The sequence below is a fragment of the Metabacillus sp. B2-18 genome (assembly GCF_021117275.1).
Lineage (GTDB): Bacteria > Bacillota > Bacilli > Bacillales > Bacillaceae > Metabacillus.
In genome coordinates this window covers 1,390,850-1,408,643 of sequence record NZ_CP088245.1, presented here as the reverse complement: position 1 = coordinate 1,408,643, position 17,794 = coordinate 1,390,850, and the positions used below count along the sequence as shown (strand labels likewise).

The window sequence follows — 17,794 nt, the reverse complement described above, 5'->3', positions numbered from 1 at the left end:
TTTCTTATAGACGTTCATGAGGAGATAATGGCAGAGGGAAAAACAATGGTAGGTGTTATTGAAGGAGATGCTGTGCCTCAATTAGCGGAGTATTATAAAAAAGGGATGTTTCCATTAGATAAAATTAGTAAAGTTCTATGAGTTTGCGAAGATTAATGAGGATTTTGAGGATTCTAAAAAGGTATGGCCATCAAACCGATTGTGCAATTAGGATGATGCAACTCTGTTCGTTTTGCTTATGGAACTAGTGTAATGATATTAATGTATATTTTTACACAAGCTGGTAATTATTGGGGCTGGTATATGAACAGCTTGACCATTTCAGCGATTACGATTGTACTATCGTTATTTTTCTCTTCAATGGTCGGGTATGCACTTGCGTTATATGACTTTAAAGGAAGAAATCTAATTTTTGGGTTTGTGCTATTTATTTTAATGGTTCCATTTGAAATTCTTATGCTTCCACTCTTCCAATTAATGATTAGTATGAATTTAATTAATACGTACACAGCTGTTATTCTACCTGCTGTAGTTGCACCGATAGCAGTATTCTTCTTCAGACAATATGCCATTGGTCTTCCAAAAGAATTAATGGATGCGGCAAGGATTGATGGAGCTACAGAGTATGGAATTTTCTTTAGGATTATGCTACCGCTTATGGGGCCATCAATGGCAGCAATGGCAATTCTTCAGGGATTAGGAAGCTGGAACAATTTCTTATGGCCATTAATTGTTTTAAGATCGAACGATATGTTTACATTACCAATCGGCTTAGCAACGTTACTAACACCTTATGGAAATAATTATGATGTGCTCATTGCAGGTTCTGTTATGACCATTATTCCAATCATTATTCTCTTTGTCTTTTTCCAACGGTACTTTGTTGCAGGACTTACAGTTGGTGGAGTGAAGGGATAAACCTATTTCGGATCTAAAGAGGTGGAGTATTGATATGAATGGGAAAGAAATTGTATCAAAATTAGATTTTATACTTCAATGGATTTTCCGCCTTGTTGTGCTGAATGTAATGTGGATTTTCTATTCAGTTCTTGGACTAATTGTAGCAGGTATCTTTCCATCTACTGCCGCTATGTTAAGTGTAGCTCGAAAGTGGATTCTGGGTGAACATGATATCAAGATTTTCCAAACATTTAAGAAAACATATCGTCAAGAATTTGCTACAGCCAATATATTGGGATGGATTTTAACAATAACTGGAGTTATTCTGTATTTTAATTTTCAATTAATGAAGAATTCGGTAAGTGTGTTCTCTATTGTAACTCCTTTTGCCTTTTATTTAATGGTTTTCTTCTATATGATTCTATTAATTTGGGCTTTTCCAATGCTTGTTCATTATAAAGCTACCTGGAGACAGCATCTTAAGAATGCCATTATTGTAGGTTTATCAAAACTTCATTATACCCTCATGTGTGGTTTGAAGATTTTTTTTGTATTGTATCTATCTTTAAGTTATCCGGGAATCATTCCATTTTTCACGATTAGTGCCTTAGGGATAGGGGTGATGTGGGTTACGTTGCGAGTCTTTACTAAAATGGATCAGGGAGTAAAGGTGAAGTCGCTATAAAGTGCGGAGGTTTCTATTATTTTCTACCTAAGTGAAAATACTTTCAGCTATGAGTATGCATAATTGTTAATTTGTAAGCGCTTATCCTGTAGTTAGCAAACTTAAGGGAGGTGAATCTATCGAATTAATTCTGTTATGAAAAAACTCTAGGCTTTTAAAAATGATAAACAAGGGGGAAGAAAATTGAAAAGGTCGTTATCGGTACTTTTAGGATTACTTATGTGTTTTGTATTAGCGGCATGTAATGGTGGAGGAGACTCGGCATCTGGTGAGGCAACTGAAAAGGAAGTTATAGGTGGAGATGTTGAAGATGCAACCGAATTAAAGTATTGGACATTTGTTGAACTGCACATGGATTTCTTTAAAGACGCGGTTCCTCGTTGGAATGAACTTCACCCAGATAAACCGATTAAACTTGTTGCTGAAACATTCCCTTACGATCAAATGCATAACAACTTATTATTAGCGCTACAGTCTGGTAAAGGTGCACCTGATATTTCTGATATTGAAGTTGGTCGTTTTCCGAACTTTTTACAAGGTGAACCACAGCTTTTACCTATGAATGAATATGTTGAACCAGAAATGGATAACTTCATCCAATCAAGATTTGACATATATGCTAAGGATGGTAATTACTACGGTATGCCTACACATGTTGGTGCGACTGTCATGTATTATAACAAAGAAATTATGGACCAAGCTGGTGTTGATATAGATTCAATCAAAACTTGGGATGACTATGTAGAAGCGGGTAAAAAGGTCGTTGAAAACACTGATGCTGTTATGACAACAGTTCATACGGGTGATGCAACTACTTTCCAGCAAATGATCAGTCAACAAGGTTCTGACTTATTTGATGATGAGGGTAATTTAACAATAGATAGCCCTGAAAACATCAAAACACTTTCTTTGTTGAATGATATGCTTAATACACATAAAATTGCAGAGTTAACACCTGGTGGCGAGCCACATGCTGAAGAGTTTTATGCATTTATGAATGAAGGAAAAGCGGCATCTATCTCTATGCCAATGTGGTATATGGGACGTTTCACAGATTATATGCCTGACCTAAAAGGTAAAATGGTGATACGACCAATGCCTGCTTGGGAAGAAGGTGGAGATCGCTCGGTAGGTATTGGTGGAACTGGTACCGTTGTTACAAATCAAACTGAGCATGCTGAGCTTGCAAAGGAATTCCTGGCATTTGCAAAACTTTCTAAGGAAGCAAATATTAAACTATGGACAGTTCTGGGCTTTGATCCACCTCGTTGGGATGTGTGGGAAGATCCGGCGGTTCAAGAGGATAACAAATTCTATCAATATTTCGGTACGGATATTTTTGATACATTACTTGAGATCAAAGACGAAATTAATGGTATTAACGTAACAGAACAATATCCAGATGTTCTAACCGAGTTAAATACCAATACATTAAATAATGTACTAAGACAGAAATCTGAATCTCCTGAAGATGCTTTAAAGAAAGCACAGGAAACAGTTGAAGCAAATATGCAGTAGGTATTTTTTAAAGGGTTGGAACACTTTCGTTTCAGCCCTTTTGGGTGTTATAGAATTAGATTGTTGGTGAAAGTCAGTTTAGAGTTAGCACCAAGATTCACCACCCATTTACTATGTAATTATATAATTATGAATCCTAAAATTCTATAATGCGTACTTCGACCATGAACAATTAGTAACACCTAGTGGTATAAAATTGGCTATGGTTGCCCTAAATGAATTGAAAACAAGGAAAAACTGTCATAAGACGACTTCAAACTGATTCTATCAAAGTGTCAAATTGGATTGTTGAAGTATGAATGAAAATAGCGAACAGTGGCTGCTGCCGTTCGCTAAAGAAATCCAAATTTCATTAATATTTCCTGCAAAATTCATTATAACTTTTCCATTAGACGTTTTTTGATTAATTCATAATCGTCCCTAGTAATACCAGGAGCAAATTCTTCAGGTAATTCCTCTAAGTCTGGTATGGGTCCCCCCTCAGGAGCACCAATTTTCACTTCCAGTGGATGCCCATTTTCCGGATTAGTTCCTTTCCAAATCATTCCAATATCCCTGTATTCTGTTTCGCTCCATGTGTAAAGCACATTGCTTAAGCCTTTTTCTATGAATGGCCTAGCATAATCAAATTTTGAGTTATCAAGATTTGGAACTGGAAGCATTTTCGTTAAGTCTACCCCTGTCACAATTTCGATTGCTTTCGCATAGGCGAGGACATGTGTTCCTCCACGAACAAGTAAATACCCAATCATTTCTCGAGCAACTGGGTTATCAGTCATCTCATAAACTCTCATTTTATGTGTACGTGCACCAATTTCTAGAAAAAAGTTATGTGTTAAATCTAAAACCAGATTACCACTATTAAATACATTATCACCAGTCCAAGGTCTTCCCATCGAATCACCTGGTATAGCCGTTTGAGCAGTAGAGATAAAGTGGTGGGTGTTTCTAGCATCCTTCCCATTTTGGAGTGGAGTGATATCCGGATCCCCCGGAAACGTATTACCTACCGATAACAAATTAATTGTATTAGAAACAAGTTCTACATGACCAATTTCTTCTGCTGTAATGCTAGCTACTAACTCATAGAATGGTTTTAGCTTTTTTTTATTTCTGAAGTTAAAAGACTGAAACATATAGTTATTTAAGGTAGACATCTCCCCAAACTTGCCACCCAAGAGCTCTTGTACTGCAGCAGCAGCATTCATATCACCGTGTTCAGGTATAGGAAGTTCAATTGGCAATTTATTTATTCTTTTAAACATTATTTTCCCTCCACTTCTATTTGTTAACCAGGAAAAACCCAAATAATTTGCTGGGTTCGAATAAAAAAGGGAGTTCCGTTAGATTCGACAACAATGTGATCTGGCAATACATTTTTCAGGGAACCACGAACGCTACCTCTTATGGTTTGAACTGTAACCATCTTACCAACAATTGTTGTTAATGTCTGATAAACATAGGGATCATAAAAGGATAACATGTTGTTTGTCATTTAGATTCTCCTATTCTAATGTCATTCTTACTGAGTATATGTTTCTCGATATGAAAAAAGACTGAAAAACAACGGTTCAATTGACTGTTTTTTTCGAAGGTGCAAAAGTATTACTTAGCTTTACATTTCTTATAGACGTTCATGAGGAGATAATGGCAGAGGGAAAAACAATGGTAGGTGTTATTGAAGGAGATGCTGTGCCTCAATTAGCGGAGTATTATAAAAAAGGGATGTTTCCATTAGATAAAATTAGTAAAGTTCTATGAGTTTGCGAAGATTAATGAGGATTTTGAGGATTCTAAAAAGGTATGGCCATCAAACCGATTGTGCAATTAGGATGATGCAACTCTGTTCGTTTTGCTTATGGAACTAGTGTAATGATATTAATGTATATTTTTACACAAGCTGGTAATTATTGGGGCTGGTATATGAACAGCTTGACCATTTCAGCGATTACGATTGTACTATCGTTATTTTTCTCTTCAATGGTCGGGTATGCACTTGCGTTATATGACTTTAAAGGAAGAAATCTAATTTTTGGGTTTGTGCTATTTATTTTAATGGTTCCATTTGAAATTCTTATGCTTCCACTCTTCCAATTAATGATTAGTATGAATTTAATTAATACGTACACAGCTGTTATTCTACCTGCTGTAGTTGCACCGATAGCAGTATTCTTCTTCAGACAATATGCCATTGGTCTTCCAAAAGAATTAATGGATGCGGCAAGGATTGATGGAGCTACAGAGTATGGAATTTTCTTTAGGATTATGCTACCGCTTATGGGGCCATCAATGGCAGCAATGGCAATTCTTCAGGGATTAGGAAGCTGGAACAATTTCTTATGGCCATTAATTGTTTTAAGATCGAACGATATGTTTACATTACCAATCGGCTTAGCAACGTTACTAACACCTTATGGAAATAATTATGATGTGCTCATTGCAGGTTCTGTTATGACCATTATTCCAATCATTATTCTCTTTGTCTTTTTCCAACGGTACTTTGTTGCAGGACTTACAGTTGGTGGAGTGAAGGGATAAACCTATTTCGGATCTAAAGAGGTGGAGTATTGATATGAATGGGAAAGAAATTGTATCAAAATTAGATTTTATACTTCAATGGATTTTCCGCCTTGTTGTGCTGAATGTAATGTGGATTTTCTATTCAGTTCTTGGACTAATTGTAGCAGGTATCTTTCCATCTACTGCCGCTATGTTAAGTGTAGCTCGAAAGTGGATTCTGGGTGAACATGATATCAAGATTTTCCAAACATTTAAGAAAACATATCGTCAAGAATTTGCTACAGCCAATATATTGGGATGGATTTTAACAATAACTGGAGTTATTCTGTATTTTAATTTTCAATTAATGAAGAATTCGGTAAGTGTGTTCTCTATTGTAACTCCTTTTGCCTTTTATTTAATGGTTTTCTTCTATATGATTCTATTAATTTGGGCTTTTCCAATGCTTGTTCATTATAAAGCTACCTGGAGACAGCATCTTAAGAATGCCATTATTGTAGGTTTATCAAAACTTCATTATACCCTCATGTGTGGTTTGAAGATTTTTTTTGTATTGTATCTATCTTTAAGTTATCCGGGAATCATTCCATTTTTCACGATTAGTGCCTTAGGGATAGGGGTGATGTGGGTTACGTTGCGAGTCTTTACTAAAATGGATCAGGGAGTAAAGGTGAAGTCGCTATAAAGTGCGGAGGTTTCTATTATTTTCTACCTAAGTGAAAATACTTTCAGCTATGAGTATGCATAATTGTTAATTTGTAAGCGCTTATCCTGTAGTTAGCAAACTTAAGGGAGGTGAATCTATCGAATTAATTCTGTTATGAAAAAACTCTAGGCTTTTAAAAATGATAAACAAGGGGGAAGAAAATTGAAAAGGTCGTTATCGGTACTTTTAGGATTACTTATGTGTTTTGTATTAGCGGCATGTAATGGTGGAGGAGACTCGGCATCTGGTGAGGCAACTGAAAAGGAAGTTATAGGTGGAGATGTTGAAGATGCAACCGAATTAAAGTATTGGACATTTGTTGAACTGCACATGGATTTCTTTAAAGACGCGGTTCCTCGTTGGAATGAACTTCACCCAGATAAACCGATTAAACTTGTTGCTGAAACATTCCCTTACGATCAAATGCATAACAACTTATTATTAGCGCTACAGTCTGGTAAAGGTGCACCTGATATTTCTGATATTGAAGTTGGTCGTTTTCCGAACTTTTTACAAGGTGAACCACAGCTTTTACCTATGAATGAATATGTTGAACCAGAAATGGATAACTTCATCCAATCAAGATTTGACATATATGCTAAGGATGGTAATTACTACGGTATGCCTACACATGTTGGTGCGACTGTCATGTATTATAACAAAGAAATTATGGACCAAGCTGGTGTTGATATAGATTCAATCAAAACTTGGGATGACTATGTAGAAGCGGGTAAAAAGGTCGTTGAAAACACTGATGCTGTTATGACAACAGTTCATACGGGTGATGCAACTACTTTCCAGCAAATGATCAGTCAACAAGGTTCTGACTTATTTGATGATGAGGGTAATTTAACAATAGATAGCCCTGAAAACATCAAAACACTTTCTTTGTTGAATGATATGCTTAATACACATAAAATTGCAGAGTTAACACCTGGTGGCGAGCCACATGCTGAAGAGTTTTATGCATTTATGAATGAAGGAAAAGCGGCATCTATCTCTATGCCAATGTGGTATATGGGACGTTTCACAGATTATATGCCTGACCTAAAAGGTAAAATGGTGATACGACCAATGCCTGCTTGGGAAGAAGGTGGAGATCGCTCGGTAGGTATTGGTGGAACTGGTACCGTTGTTACAAATCAAACTGAGCATGCTGAGCTTGCAAAGGAATTCCTGGCATTTGCAAAACTTTCTAAGGAAGCAAATATTAAACTATGGACAGTTCTGGGCTTTGATCCACCTCGTTGGGATGTGTGGGAAGATCCGGCGGTTCAAGAGGATAACAAATTCTATCAATATTTCGGTACGGATATTTTTGATACATTACTTGAGATCAAAGACGAAATTAATGGTATTAACGTAACAGAACAATATCCAGATGTTCTAACCGAGTTAAATACCAATACATTAAATAATGTACTAAGACAGAAATCTGAATCTCCTGAAGATGCTTTAAAGAAAGCACAGGAAACAGTTGAAGCAAATATGCAGTAGGTATTTTTTAAAGGGTTGGAACACTTTCGTTTCAGCCCTTTTGGGTGTTATAGAATTAGATTGTTGGTGAAAGTCAGTTTAGAGTTAGCACCAAGATTCACCACCCATTTACTATGTAATTATATAATTATGAATCCTAAAATTCTATAATGCGTACTTCGACCATGAACAATTAGTAACACCTAGTGGTATAAAATTGGCTATGGTTGCCCTAAATGAATTGAAAACAAGGAAAAACTGTCATAAGACGACTTCAAACTGATTCTATCAAAGTGTCAAATTGGATTGTTGAAGTATGAATGAAAATAGCGAACAGTGGCTGCTGCCGTTCGCTAAAGAAATCCAAATTTCATTAATATTTCCTGCAAAATTCATTATAACTTTTCCATTAGACGTTTTTTGATTAATTCATAATCGTCCCTAGTAATACCAGGAGCAAATTCTTCAGGTAATTCCTCTAAGTCTGGTATGGGTCCCCCCTCAGGAGCACCAATTTTCACTTCCAGTGGATGCCCATTTTCCGGATTAGTTCCTTTCCAAATCATTCCAATATCCCTGTATTCTGTTTCGCTCCATGTGTAAAGCACATTGCTTAAGCCTTTTTCTATGAATGGCCTAGCATAATCAAATTTTGAGTTATCAAGATTTGGAACTGGAAGCATTTTCGTTAAGTCTACCCCTGTCACAATTTCGATTGCTTTCGCATAGGCGAGGACATGTGTTCCTCCACGAACAAGTAAATACCCAATCATTTCTCGAGCAACTGGGTTATCAGTCATCTCATAAACTCTCATTTTATGTGTACGTGCACCAATTTCTAGAAAAAAGTTATGTGTTAAATCTAAAACCAGATTACCACTATTAAATACATTATCACCAGTCCAAGGTCTTCCCATCGAATCACCTGGTATAGCCGTTTGAGCAGTAGAGATAAAGTGGTGGGTGTTTCTAGCATCCTTCCCATTTTGGAGTGGAGTGATATCCGGATCCCCCGGAAACGTATTACCTACCGATAACAAATTAATTGTATTAGAAACAAGTTCTACATGACCAATTTCTTCTGCTGTAATGCTAGCTACTAACTCATAGAATGGTTTTAGCTTTTTTTTATTTCTGAAGTTAAAAGACTGAAACATATAGTTATTTAAGGTAGACATCTCCCCAAACTTGCCACCCAAGAGCTCTTGTACTGCAGCAGCAGCATTCATATCACCGTGTTCAGGTATAGGAAGTTCAATTGGCAATTTATTTATTCTTTTAAACATTATTTTCCCTCCACTTCTATTTGTTAACCAGGAAAAACCCAAATAATTTGCTGGGTAAGTTGGTTTTATATTTTTTGAACGTTAGCAGCTTGAGGACCTCTGTTACCTTGCTCAATGTCAAAAGTAACTTCTTGTCCTTCATCTAAGCTCTTATAACCTTCTCCTTGAATTGAAGAGAAGTGAACAAATACGTCATCTCCACCTTCAACTTCAATAAATCCAAAACCTTTTTCTGAGTTAAACCATTTTACTTTTCCTTGTGCCATTAAAAATTTCCTCCTAAATCAATCAAAACATGTTTGATGACAATTTCGGTTATTATTATTACCCACTGAAAAAAAAATAAACATATATATACTCTTTTTTTAAAATATTTTTTTAAAAGGTAAAAACTACATAAAATAATAGTTAAATTTTTATCCACCCGTTTTTTCTATGATAAAATAATTACTTGAAGAAACTGGATTAAATACTCACTTAAACTCATTAAAAGAAGTACATTTTAAAAAAACTGAGATGGAGATGAAAAATGACTAATTATAAAATTTTGTTTCTCGACATTGATGGTACACTGCTAAGACCTGATGACACAATAGAGGATTCTTCAAAAAAAGCTATAGCTGAAGTAAAGAAAAAAGGAATTGAAGTATTCCTTGCGACAGGTCGCCCTTTACATGAAATATCACATATTGCAAAGGAATTAAATATTGAATCATTTATTGGCTACAACGGAGCGTATGCCATTCATAAGGGTGAGGATATTTTTCGAGCTCCAATGTCAAGTTCAACTGTTGAGAAATATGTTGAAATTGCCAAAAACAATGGACATGAGCTTGTTTTGTACACTCATGAGGAGAATATTTTCTCAGACTTAGAAAGTCCAATCGTTAAAGAATTTATTTCAGCTTTTCACCTACATAAAAATAATTCCTATTCACTTGATGTAATTGATAAAATTTTAGGAATCACTCTTATTAATTTAAGTGAAAATGAACCAGCATTATATGAAAAAGAAGATCCTTCGATTCATTTATCACAGGTTAATGTTGATGGGTTACGTCATTGCTATGATGTTATTCGTGACAACGTAAATAAAGGAATTGCAGTTCAGCATATCCTAGAGCTACTCTCTCTTCCAAGAGAAGCTGCCATTGCTTTCGGTGATGGAATGAACGACAAGGAAATGCTAGAGGTTGTTGGTGAAGGATTTGCTATGGGGAATGGACATCCTGATCTTTTTCAATATGCAAAATATAAAACAACGAAGGTAACAAACTCAGGTATATACAACGGTTTAAAATCACTTGGCCTTGTTGACTAAGCTGTATTTCTAATTTGTTTTAGGAGGAACTGCTTTGTACGAACAAAAAACAAAAGAAAATGATAAAAGTGTCATTGAATATATTGAAAGCGTTGAAAGTCCCAAAAAACGCGAAGACGCCTACAAATTATTAGATATTTTTACGGATGTATCAGGCTATCAGGCAAAAATGTGGGGACCAAGCATTATTGGGTTTGGAAAGTATCATTATAAATACCCCACCGGTCATGAAGGTGATGCACCCCTTGTTGGCTTTTCTCCTCGAAAAGCCAAAATAAGCTTGTATTTTGCAACAGGTGATACCGAACGAGAGAAGTTACTGGAAAAATTCGGTAAGCATACTTGTGGAAAAGCATGTGTTTATATTAATAAACTGGCAGATATTGATACAAAATTTTTAGAGGAGTTAATTTCTCAATCAATCAACTTTTTGAGAAGAACTTATCCAGAGTAACCAAACAAAACTAAACCGTTCATAAGGTTGAACGGTTTAGTTCTTAATTTTTTCACTTACCCCTCAGACATCATCGTGAGTGCTGTCTCTAATAAGACATTTACTCCCTTTTCACAATCTTCCCAGCTTGACTCCTCCACCTCACAATGACTCTTTCCATTTACGCTTGGGACAAATACCATTGCGGAAGGAACATAGCTTGCTAAAAATTGTGCATCATGTCCAGCACCACTTACCATTCTTTTGTAGGAGTACCCTAATGTGTCTGTTGATTGCTCCAACAGTTCGCATAGGTCTGGATTAAACCAAACTGTATTACGATCCCATAATTTTCTTATCTTTACTTCACAACCTTCTAAAGCTGAATTGGGGAGTGAACGGATAATTTCTTCAACTTTTTGGATGATCATGAAATCTTTATGTCTTGCTTCAAAAGAAAAAACCACTTTATTTGGAATGACTGTGTGTACATTCGGTAACACACTCAACCTTCCTAATGTATAAACTAGTTCATCATCTAAGGTTCCTACCTTTTGGCGTATTGTTGAGATAAGATGATTTGCTTCAAAAAGTGCATCCTTTCTCATACTCATCGGGGTTGTCCCAGCGTGGTCAGATTCTCCAGTTACTTCAATTTCATAACATACCATCCCTAACACACAATCAACGATTCCTATAGTAAGATTTTCACTTTCTAATATCGGTCCTTGTTCAATATGTAACTCTAAAAAACAAGATGCTTCTGTTAATCGATTTTCTATCGCCCCATTATATCCACTTTTTTGCAGTGCCTCGGAAAAGGTCTCTCCATTTTGATCTGTACTTTTAATCATATCCGATTTATTAAATTTTCCTGATAGGACACCTGAAGCCATCATTGACGGTTCAAACCTTGCTCCTTCCTCATTAGTAAAATTAACAATGGTTATAGATGTTTCAGGCTTTATCTTATTTTCCACAAGTGTTCTCACAATCTCTAATCCCGCTACAACACCTAAAACACCATCAAATTTACCACCATTTTTAACTGTATCCAAATGTGATCCAATGACAATCGGGGGCCTCTTTTTTTTACCTTCTAGTGTTGCATAAATCGATCCCATATCGTCTACCTTTATCTTCATTCCAAGATCTTCACAACATTTACAAAAATAATCTCTAACCAAAATATCCTCCGATGATAATGATAATCTAGTGACCCCATTATTTTCTGTACGACCGAAATTAGCGAAAGTTTCTAGTTCATTTTTAAGTCTTTCTCCGTTAATTAATACCTTTTGTCTTTGCATTAGATCACTCCTTTTTCATATGTAGTATCATTATTTTCACATTATTCAGATAGTCATGTCAGTTTATTTGGTATCTTTTCTGTCAGACTAAATTCCGACAAGAGGTGAATCAATTAAATGCATTTTTGGCAAAACCGCTGATATCTTTTTTAAAACAAGGAGTTCGTTTCAACATATTAGTCAAAAGCAATATTGTTTACAAATCAACAAAAAAACTGCCCCAAAATTTAGGAACAGTTTCATACTTGTATCTTTTTATTTAACATCAAATCAAGATATAGCTGACACTTTTGATTGAAATCTGAAAAATCAATCGTTGTTAACTCAGCAATTTGTTTCATTCGGTAGTTTAACGTATTTGGATGAATAAACATTTGTTCTGCAGTTGGCTTCAATTTGCAGTTATTCACTAGATAGTACTCAAGAGTTTTGACTAGCTCTGTTTGACTTTCTTTATCTTTTTGTTGAAGAATCTTCAGATTTTTATTTGAATAGCTAATACTCTTATTTTTTTCGTTTATCACATCAAGATAGCGAAAAATACCAATTTTATCATGTTCATATGGAACATTCTCCTGTGTTCCAAGTTTTTCAGCAATTGAAACAACTTCCAGCGCTTCTTTGTAACTCGTTTGAAGCAATGTAATAGGTTGATATTCATTACCGATTCCAATAAAAATGTCAGAATATCGCTTCTCATCAAAGTTTGATAACAGGTTTTCGATAATATTTAAGGCAGCTTCTACTGGTGAGTATTTAAGGGAATAGCAACCAACGATAATAACTATATTCGTCCGATCAACTAACACATGGCTTGTATTATCCTTTAAGTTCAAATATGACCGAATGGTTTCTTTTAATTCTTCTACAAGCTCTTCATCCGCATGAATGGCATTCACAACCATAACACTAAAAATGGACGGCAAAACGATATCTAACTGTGTGGCCTCCCATCTAAGCTCCTTCTCACTAACAAAGTCACCATTAATAACCTGACGGAAAAAATGTTCGATTTTCTCAGCTTTTTGTTGTTTTAACTTATTTTTCTTATAAATCATTTTACCAACATGTAAGGAAGCATCGTATAAAAAGGTTAACTGTTCATCAGTTAATGGGTCCTCTATTTCTTGTATCCAAATGTATCCCATAATCGTTCCTTTGTATTTTGCACTTACAACAACGCGTTGATTTAAACCTATCTCTTTCATCTCGTGAATTCTAAAAGGATGTTCATTTGTTTTTAATCTGTCAATAATTCCTGTCTCGACGAATCTTTCAAAAATATTTAATGGACATTTTTTTGCAAAAATCGTTTGCTGATTTGCCGAATCAAAATGATCCACATAATAGGAATTATAAGCAAGTAAGAAAAAATGATCACTCTCAAGAATAACAGGCTTTTTTAAACCATTGCTTATACCGTCCACAATTTCGTGTAAATCAGATAAAGATAACACACGCTCTAATAGCTCATCCATATGAAAACTCCTACTCATTGTTTCTTTACCATTATGATACTGTGTCATTAAAGACTTGTATAGATTCTTTGTAGGAAATGTAGCAAGGTTTTTATAAATAAAAAAGCGGACATCCAAGAGTCCGCTTTTTCCTTATTTCTCATCTTCTTCTACTACTGTAACCATGTCACTGCCGTTATCCCGTTTTGCTTCTTGAAAGGTAATATGATTATCTGTACGATTTGTTCGAGTTGCATATGATTTTAACAATTCTCCCATATCAATCCCTGTCATTTCTTTTAATGGTTCCTGGATATCTACCATTGTTTTTGTAATGCTTTTACCAAATGAAGAAACACCTTGACCGTTACCTGAATCAATAATTTTAACAGAATCAATATTCGTTAAAGGCTGTGCAATTTTCTCTGCAAATACTGGTAACATTTCTATTAGTTTTTCAGTGATAATAACATCACCGTGTTTTTCCATTGCTTCAGCTAACAGCTTACGAGCCTCTGCTTCTGCTTTACCACGCTCACGAATAACATCCGCTTCAGCAGATCCTTCTTCACGGCGAATTCTTGCTTTTGCTTCTCCATCAATTTCAGATTTTCGTGCCTCTGCTTCTGCTTTACGTGTTGTTTCATAGTATTCGGCATCAGCTTTTGTTTTACGAACTTTACTTTCTTCTTCTTCAAGCTTAACGGCACGTTCTCGTTCTAAAAATTTAAGCGTTAGTTCTTCTTCCTTCACCTCTTTAGCAAGCTTTGCTCTTTCCAATTCATAAGATTGCTCTGATTTAGCTCTTGCACGCTCAGTTTCCTCTTTGAAGGCAGCATCTTTAATATCTTTTTCCTTCTTCGATTCAGCAATTGCGATCTGGCGCTTGTATTCTTCCTCTTTTGCCTCTTGATCTGTTTGTGCTCTATGAATTCGTGTTTCACGCTCACTATTAGCCTCGGCGATTTCTGCTAATTTACGAACCTCAGCAATACGAGGTCTTCCTAGATTTTCTAAATATCCGTTTTCCTCATCAGCATCACGTAAATCCGTTAACCCTAGTGAAGTAATTTTAAAGCCCATTAAATCTAATTGTTTTTGAGCAACCTCAGAAACATCATGATTAAATTTTTCACGATCACTGTTAATATCCTCAACCGTCATTTTTGAAAGAATAGCACGTAAATTACTTCCAAGTACCTCAATAATTTCTGCTTCAATTTCTTCTTGTTCTTTTCCTAGAAACTGTTCAGCATAGTTGGCAATACCATTTAACGTATCTGCCACTTTCACCATGGCAACAGCATCTGCTACAATCGGTACCCCACCATTTGTGTATACTCTTGGTGTTGATAGCTTTAACTGAAACGAAGTAAGGTTAACAGGTGTAGCTGTTTGGAATCGTCTAAGCCTGTAACCGCCACCTCTGATAATTTTCATAGAACGTCCTTCTTGATCAGCGAATATATTCGTTTCTTTCTCAGGATCACCTAGTTTAGGACCAGTAATAATAAGTGCTTGATTTGACCTGGCAGTTCGATAACGAATTTTCACCCAAAAGAAATAACCTACTCCAGCTATGGCTGCTACAATTAACAATGGAATAAAAATAACGATAACACCAAAGAAACCTGACATATGTTTTCCCTCCGTATATTTTGATAGTGTAAATTTCTCTGATCCCACGTGGGAAATGACCATTCTTATTTACAATCTGTATAATGAAACGTAACTAGTTATGTTCATTAAGTAATACGAACGAAGTAGACGAAAGTTTCACGAAATTAAAAATTCTCTAACTTTATTACAAGAGGTGTATGATGTCATTTAAAAGTGAAGTTATTCCTGTTTTTGCTCATTCAGTTATAAACAAGTTAATCACTGGCGAGATCATAGAACAAAACGATTCTACATTAATTTGTACGAGTTCAGGCATATTCGTTGTGTCAGGAGAGTCAAGTATTGATTTTCTTAACGATACAATTCTTCCTATTTATGAAATTAAAAAACAAAAAAATGAACGATTTACCTTGTTTTCTACTTCTTTAGAATGGGATGAGTTATTAACAAATAAAACAATCAATGAATTTAAGCAATATAAGCGGTATTCTTATTTTTTTAACAAACACAGATATTCTTCACTGGAGTTAAAGGAACTAAAAGATGGGTTTGAGTTAAGAAGATTTAAAGAAAGTACCATAAACAAGAGCAATGAATTTAATGAAGCTTATGTTAAAGAATACTGGGGTTCAACGGAGCGTTTTCTTCAGCATGGATTTGGATATTTCATTTCATATAAAGATAAAATTGTAAGCGAGAGTATATCAATATTTGCGTCTGAGAACTACGCGGAAATTGATGTGGCCACTTCTTCAAATTTTAGTGGAATGGGCTTAGCCTCACATGTTTCAGCTGCTTTTATTAAGCATTGCCTAGAGTACGATAAAGTACCACGTTGGGATTGTGATATACATAATGTAGGCTCGATAAACCTGGCTCAAAAATTAGGATTTGAGAATCCAAGAATGTATTCAATCTTTGTTAAAAGGTGAACCATCTATCGGTAAAATAGAAAAGAGAAAGCAGAATCTTCACTGCTTTCTCCCTCTTTATTATAACATCTCACTAATCGTTTTTGCCTGCATATGAAGAGCCAAGTAATCAGGTCCACCAGCTTTTGAGTCAGTGCCAGACATTTTGAAACCTCCAAATGGGTGATAACCAACAATAGCTCCTGTACAATTACGATTAAAGTAAAGATTTCCTACATGGAATTCATGTTTTGCACGTTCAATATGTTTTCTGTTTCTAGTAATGACAGCACCTGTTAAGCCGTATTCTGTATTATTAGCAATTTCAAGAGCTTCATCGAAGTTTCTTGCTTTAGCAAATGCTACAACCGGTCCGAAAATTTCTTCTTGCATAATTCTTGCATTAGGATCAAGATCAGCAAAAATGGTTGGTTCAATAAAATATCCTTTTGAATCATCACCATTTCCACCACTTACTAAACGCCCTTCTTCTTTACCAATAGAGATATAGTCCATAATTTTATCAAATGATCCTTGATCAATAACTGGCCCCATATAAGTATCTGCACTTTCTGGGCTTCCAGTTACTTTGCTTTCTGTAATTTCGATAACACGTTGCAGGACTTCATCATATACATCCTCATGAACAACTGCACGAGAACCTGCTGAACATTTTTGTCCTGCAAAACCAAATGCCGAAGCGAAAATGGATTGAGCAGCTAATTCAATATCACAATCATTATCTACCACAACTGTGTCCTTACCACCCATTTCAGCAATCACTCGTTTTAAGTGCATTTGACCTGGTTGAACTTTTGCAGCGCGCTCAAAAATACGTGTTCCTACTTCTCGTGAGCCAGTAAATGTAATGATGCTAGTTTTTGGGTGATCAACTAGATAGTCACCTACTTCAGCTCCACTACCAGGAACAAAGTTCACAACTCCTTTTGGTAATCCAGCTTCTTCAAGTACCTCAACAAATTGTGCGGCAATAACAGGTGTTGCACTTGCAGGTTTTAATACAACTGTATTTCCAGTTACAATCGGTGCAACTGTTGTACCAGCCATAATCGCAAATAAGAAGTTCCAAGGTGGAATAACAACAGTTACGCCTGTTGGGGTATAAATATATTTATTACTTTCACCTTCACGGCTGTTAACTGGCTTTCCTTTTGCTAGTTCAATCATTTGTCGACCATAATATTCTAAGAAGTCAATCGCTTCAGCTGTATCGGCATCCGCTTCATTCCAAGGCTTCCCAGCTTCTTTGACCAACAATGCTGAAAAGTCATGCTTTTTACGACGAATAATGGCAGCTGCACGGAATAAAATATTAGCTCTTTCTTCCGGGTTCCAGTATCTCCACTCTTTAAACGCTTCATCTGCAGCCTGGATTGCCATTTCTGCATGCTCTTGTGTAGCCTTCGATACTTTACCAACAACTTCTTCTTTGTTTGCCGGGTTGTATGAGACAATTTTTGCTTCAGTTGTTATTCTTTCTCCATTGATAACAAGAGGGTACTCTTTTCCCATAATTTCTTGCACATTTTCCAAGGCTTTTTCAAAAGCTACTCGGTTTTCCTCAATTGAAAAATCAGTAAATGGCTCGTGTTTGTATGGTGTTGTCATCGTTCATCGTCTCCTTTATTTT

17 protein-coding genes are annotated in these 17,794 nt (G+C 35.7%); 9 read left to right on the top strand and 8 right to left on the bottom strand.

Annotated elements, in window-relative coordinates:
• Positions 1-252: 252 nt before the first annotated feature.
• The 3 genes from LPC09_RS06995 (at position 253) to LPC09_RS06985 (ending at position 3,103) form a co-directional block, all read left to right on the top strand.
• Positions 253-918 (top strand): carbohydrate ABC transporter permease, encoded by a 666-nt coding sequence (locus LPC09_RS06995; RefSeq protein ID WP_269217423.1) that lies wholly within the window; start codon positions 253-255, stop codon positions 916-918.
• Positions 919-952: 34 nt separating this feature from the next.
• Entirely contained in the window at positions 953-1,585 is a 633-nt protein-coding gene (locus LPC09_RS06990; protein ID WP_098798922.1) for a YesL family protein, read from the top strand.
• 183 nt (positions 1,586-1,768) lie between these two features.
• The gene (locus LPC09_RS06985; RefSeq protein WP_442920010.1) at positions 1,769-3,103 is read left to right on the top strand and encodes an ABC transporter substrate-binding protein; all 1,335 of its coding nucleotides are present in this window, start codon (positions 1,769-1,771) and stop codon (positions 3,101-3,103) included.
• Between the two features lie 374 nt (positions 3,104-3,477).
• Here LPC09_RS06985 and LPC09_RS06980 read toward each other — a convergent pair whose 3' ends face one another.
• Together LPC09_RS06980 and LPC09_RS06975 are read right to left on the bottom strand one after the other, a co-directional pair.
• Positions 3,478-4,368 (bottom strand): manganese catalase family protein, encoded by an 891-nt coding sequence (locus tag LPC09_RS06980; protein ID WP_098798923.1) that lies wholly within the window; start codon positions 4,366-4,368, stop codon positions 3,478-3,480.
• Positions 4,369-4,391: 23 nt separating this feature from the next.
• On the bottom strand, positions 4,392-4,598 hold the full coding sequence (locus LPC09_RS06975; RefSeq protein WP_098798924.1) for a YuzF family protein: 207 nt from the start codon (positions 4,596-4,598) through the stop codon (positions 4,392-4,394).
• Between the two features lie 377 nt (positions 4,599-4,975).
• Between LPC09_RS06975 and LPC09_RS06965 the strand changes: the two genes are divergently transcribed.
• The 3 genes from LPC09_RS06965 to LPC09_RS06955 all read left to right on the top strand — a co-directional run bounded on the left by LPC09_RS06965 (position 4,976) and on the right by LPC09_RS06955 (position 7,826).
• Positions 4,976-5,641 (top strand): carbohydrate ABC transporter permease, encoded by a 666-nt coding sequence (locus tag LPC09_RS06965; protein WP_269217423.1) that lies wholly within the window; start codon positions 4,976-4,978, stop codon positions 5,639-5,641.
• A gap of 34 nt (positions 5,642-5,675) precedes the next feature.
• The gene (locus LPC09_RS06960) at positions 5,676-6,308 is read left to right on the top strand and encodes a YesL family protein (RefSeq protein WP_098798922.1); all 633 of its coding nucleotides are present in this window, start codon (positions 5,676-5,678) and stop codon (positions 6,306-6,308) included.
• A gap of 183 nt (positions 6,309-6,491) precedes the next feature.
• Positions 6,492-7,826, top strand: a complete 1,335-nt coding sequence (locus LPC09_RS06955; protein ID WP_442920010.1) for an ABC transporter substrate-binding protein — start codon at positions 6,492-6,494, stop codon at positions 7,824-7,826.
• Positions 7,827-8,200: 374 nt separating this feature from the next.
• Here LPC09_RS06955 and LPC09_RS06950 read toward each other — a convergent pair whose 3' ends face one another.
• Together LPC09_RS06950 and LPC09_RS06945 are read right to left on the bottom strand one after the other, a co-directional pair.
• Complete coding sequence (locus tag LPC09_RS06950; protein WP_098798923.1) at positions 8,201-9,091, bottom strand: manganese catalase family protein; 891 nt, start codon at positions 9,089-9,091, stop codon at positions 8,201-8,203.
• A gap of 65 nt (positions 9,092-9,156) precedes the next feature.
• Positions 9,157-9,357, bottom strand: coding sequence for a cold-shock protein (locus LPC09_RS06945; RefSeq protein ID WP_098798468.1), 201 nt, complete (start codon positions 9,355-9,357; stop codon positions 9,157-9,159).
• Positions 9,358-9,620: 263 nt separating this feature from the next.
• On the opposite strand from LPC09_RS06945, the gene LPC09_RS06940 reads away from it, so the two are divergent.
• Both LPC09_RS06940 and LPC09_RS06935 read left to right on the top strand, forming a co-directional pair.
• Positions 9,621-10,412, top strand: a complete 792-nt coding sequence (locus LPC09_RS06940; RefSeq protein WP_098798467.1) for a Cof-type HAD-IIB family hydrolase — start codon at positions 9,621-9,623, stop codon at positions 10,410-10,412.
• 34 nt (positions 10,413-10,446) lie between these two features.
• On the top strand, positions 10,447-10,866 hold the full coding sequence (locus tag LPC09_RS06935) for a DUF1801 domain-containing protein (protein WP_098798466.1): 420 nt from the start codon (positions 10,447-10,449) through the stop codon (positions 10,864-10,866).
• Positions 10,867-10,922: 56 nt separating this feature from the next.
• Here the strand turns inward: LPC09_RS06935 and LPC09_RS06930 are convergent, their stop codons facing one another.
• The 3 genes from LPC09_RS06930 to LPC09_RS06920 form a co-directional block, all read right to left on the bottom strand.
• Positions 10,923-12,155, bottom strand: a complete 1,233-nt coding sequence (locus tag LPC09_RS06930; protein WP_098798465.1) for a Zn-dependent hydrolase — start codon at positions 12,153-12,155, stop codon at positions 10,923-10,925.
• A 239-nt stretch (positions 12,156-12,394) separates the two neighbouring features.
• On the bottom strand, positions 12,395-13,633 hold the full coding sequence (locus LPC09_RS06925; protein ID WP_231309301.1) for a PucR family transcriptional regulator: 1,239 nt from the start codon (positions 13,631-13,633) through the stop codon (positions 12,395-12,397).
• Between the two features lie 132 nt (positions 13,634-13,765).
• Positions 13,766-15,250: a flotillin family protein gene (locus LPC09_RS06920; protein ID WP_231309300.1), complete on the bottom strand. Its 1,485-nt coding sequence runs from the start codon at positions 15,248-15,250 to the stop codon at positions 13,766-13,768.
• A 182-nt stretch (positions 15,251-15,432) separates the two neighbouring features.
• Here LPC09_RS06920 and LPC09_RS06915 point away from each other — a divergent pair, with 182 nt between their 5' ends.
• Positions 15,433-16,164 carry a GNAT family N-acetyltransferase gene (locus LPC09_RS06915; protein ID WP_231309299.1) on the top strand — a complete coding sequence of 244 codons (732 nt, stop codon included), beginning with the start codon at positions 15,433-15,435 and terminating at the stop codon, positions 16,162-16,164.
• A 60-nt stretch (positions 16,165-16,224) separates the two neighbouring features.
• Here the strand turns inward: LPC09_RS06915 and pruA are convergent, their stop codons facing one another.
• Complete coding sequence (pruA, locus tag LPC09_RS06910; RefSeq protein WP_231309298.1) at positions 16,225-17,772, bottom strand: L-glutamate gamma-semialdehyde dehydrogenase; 1,548 nt, start codon at positions 17,770-17,772, stop codon at positions 16,225-16,227.
• Positions 17,773-17,794: the final 22 nt, after the last annotated feature.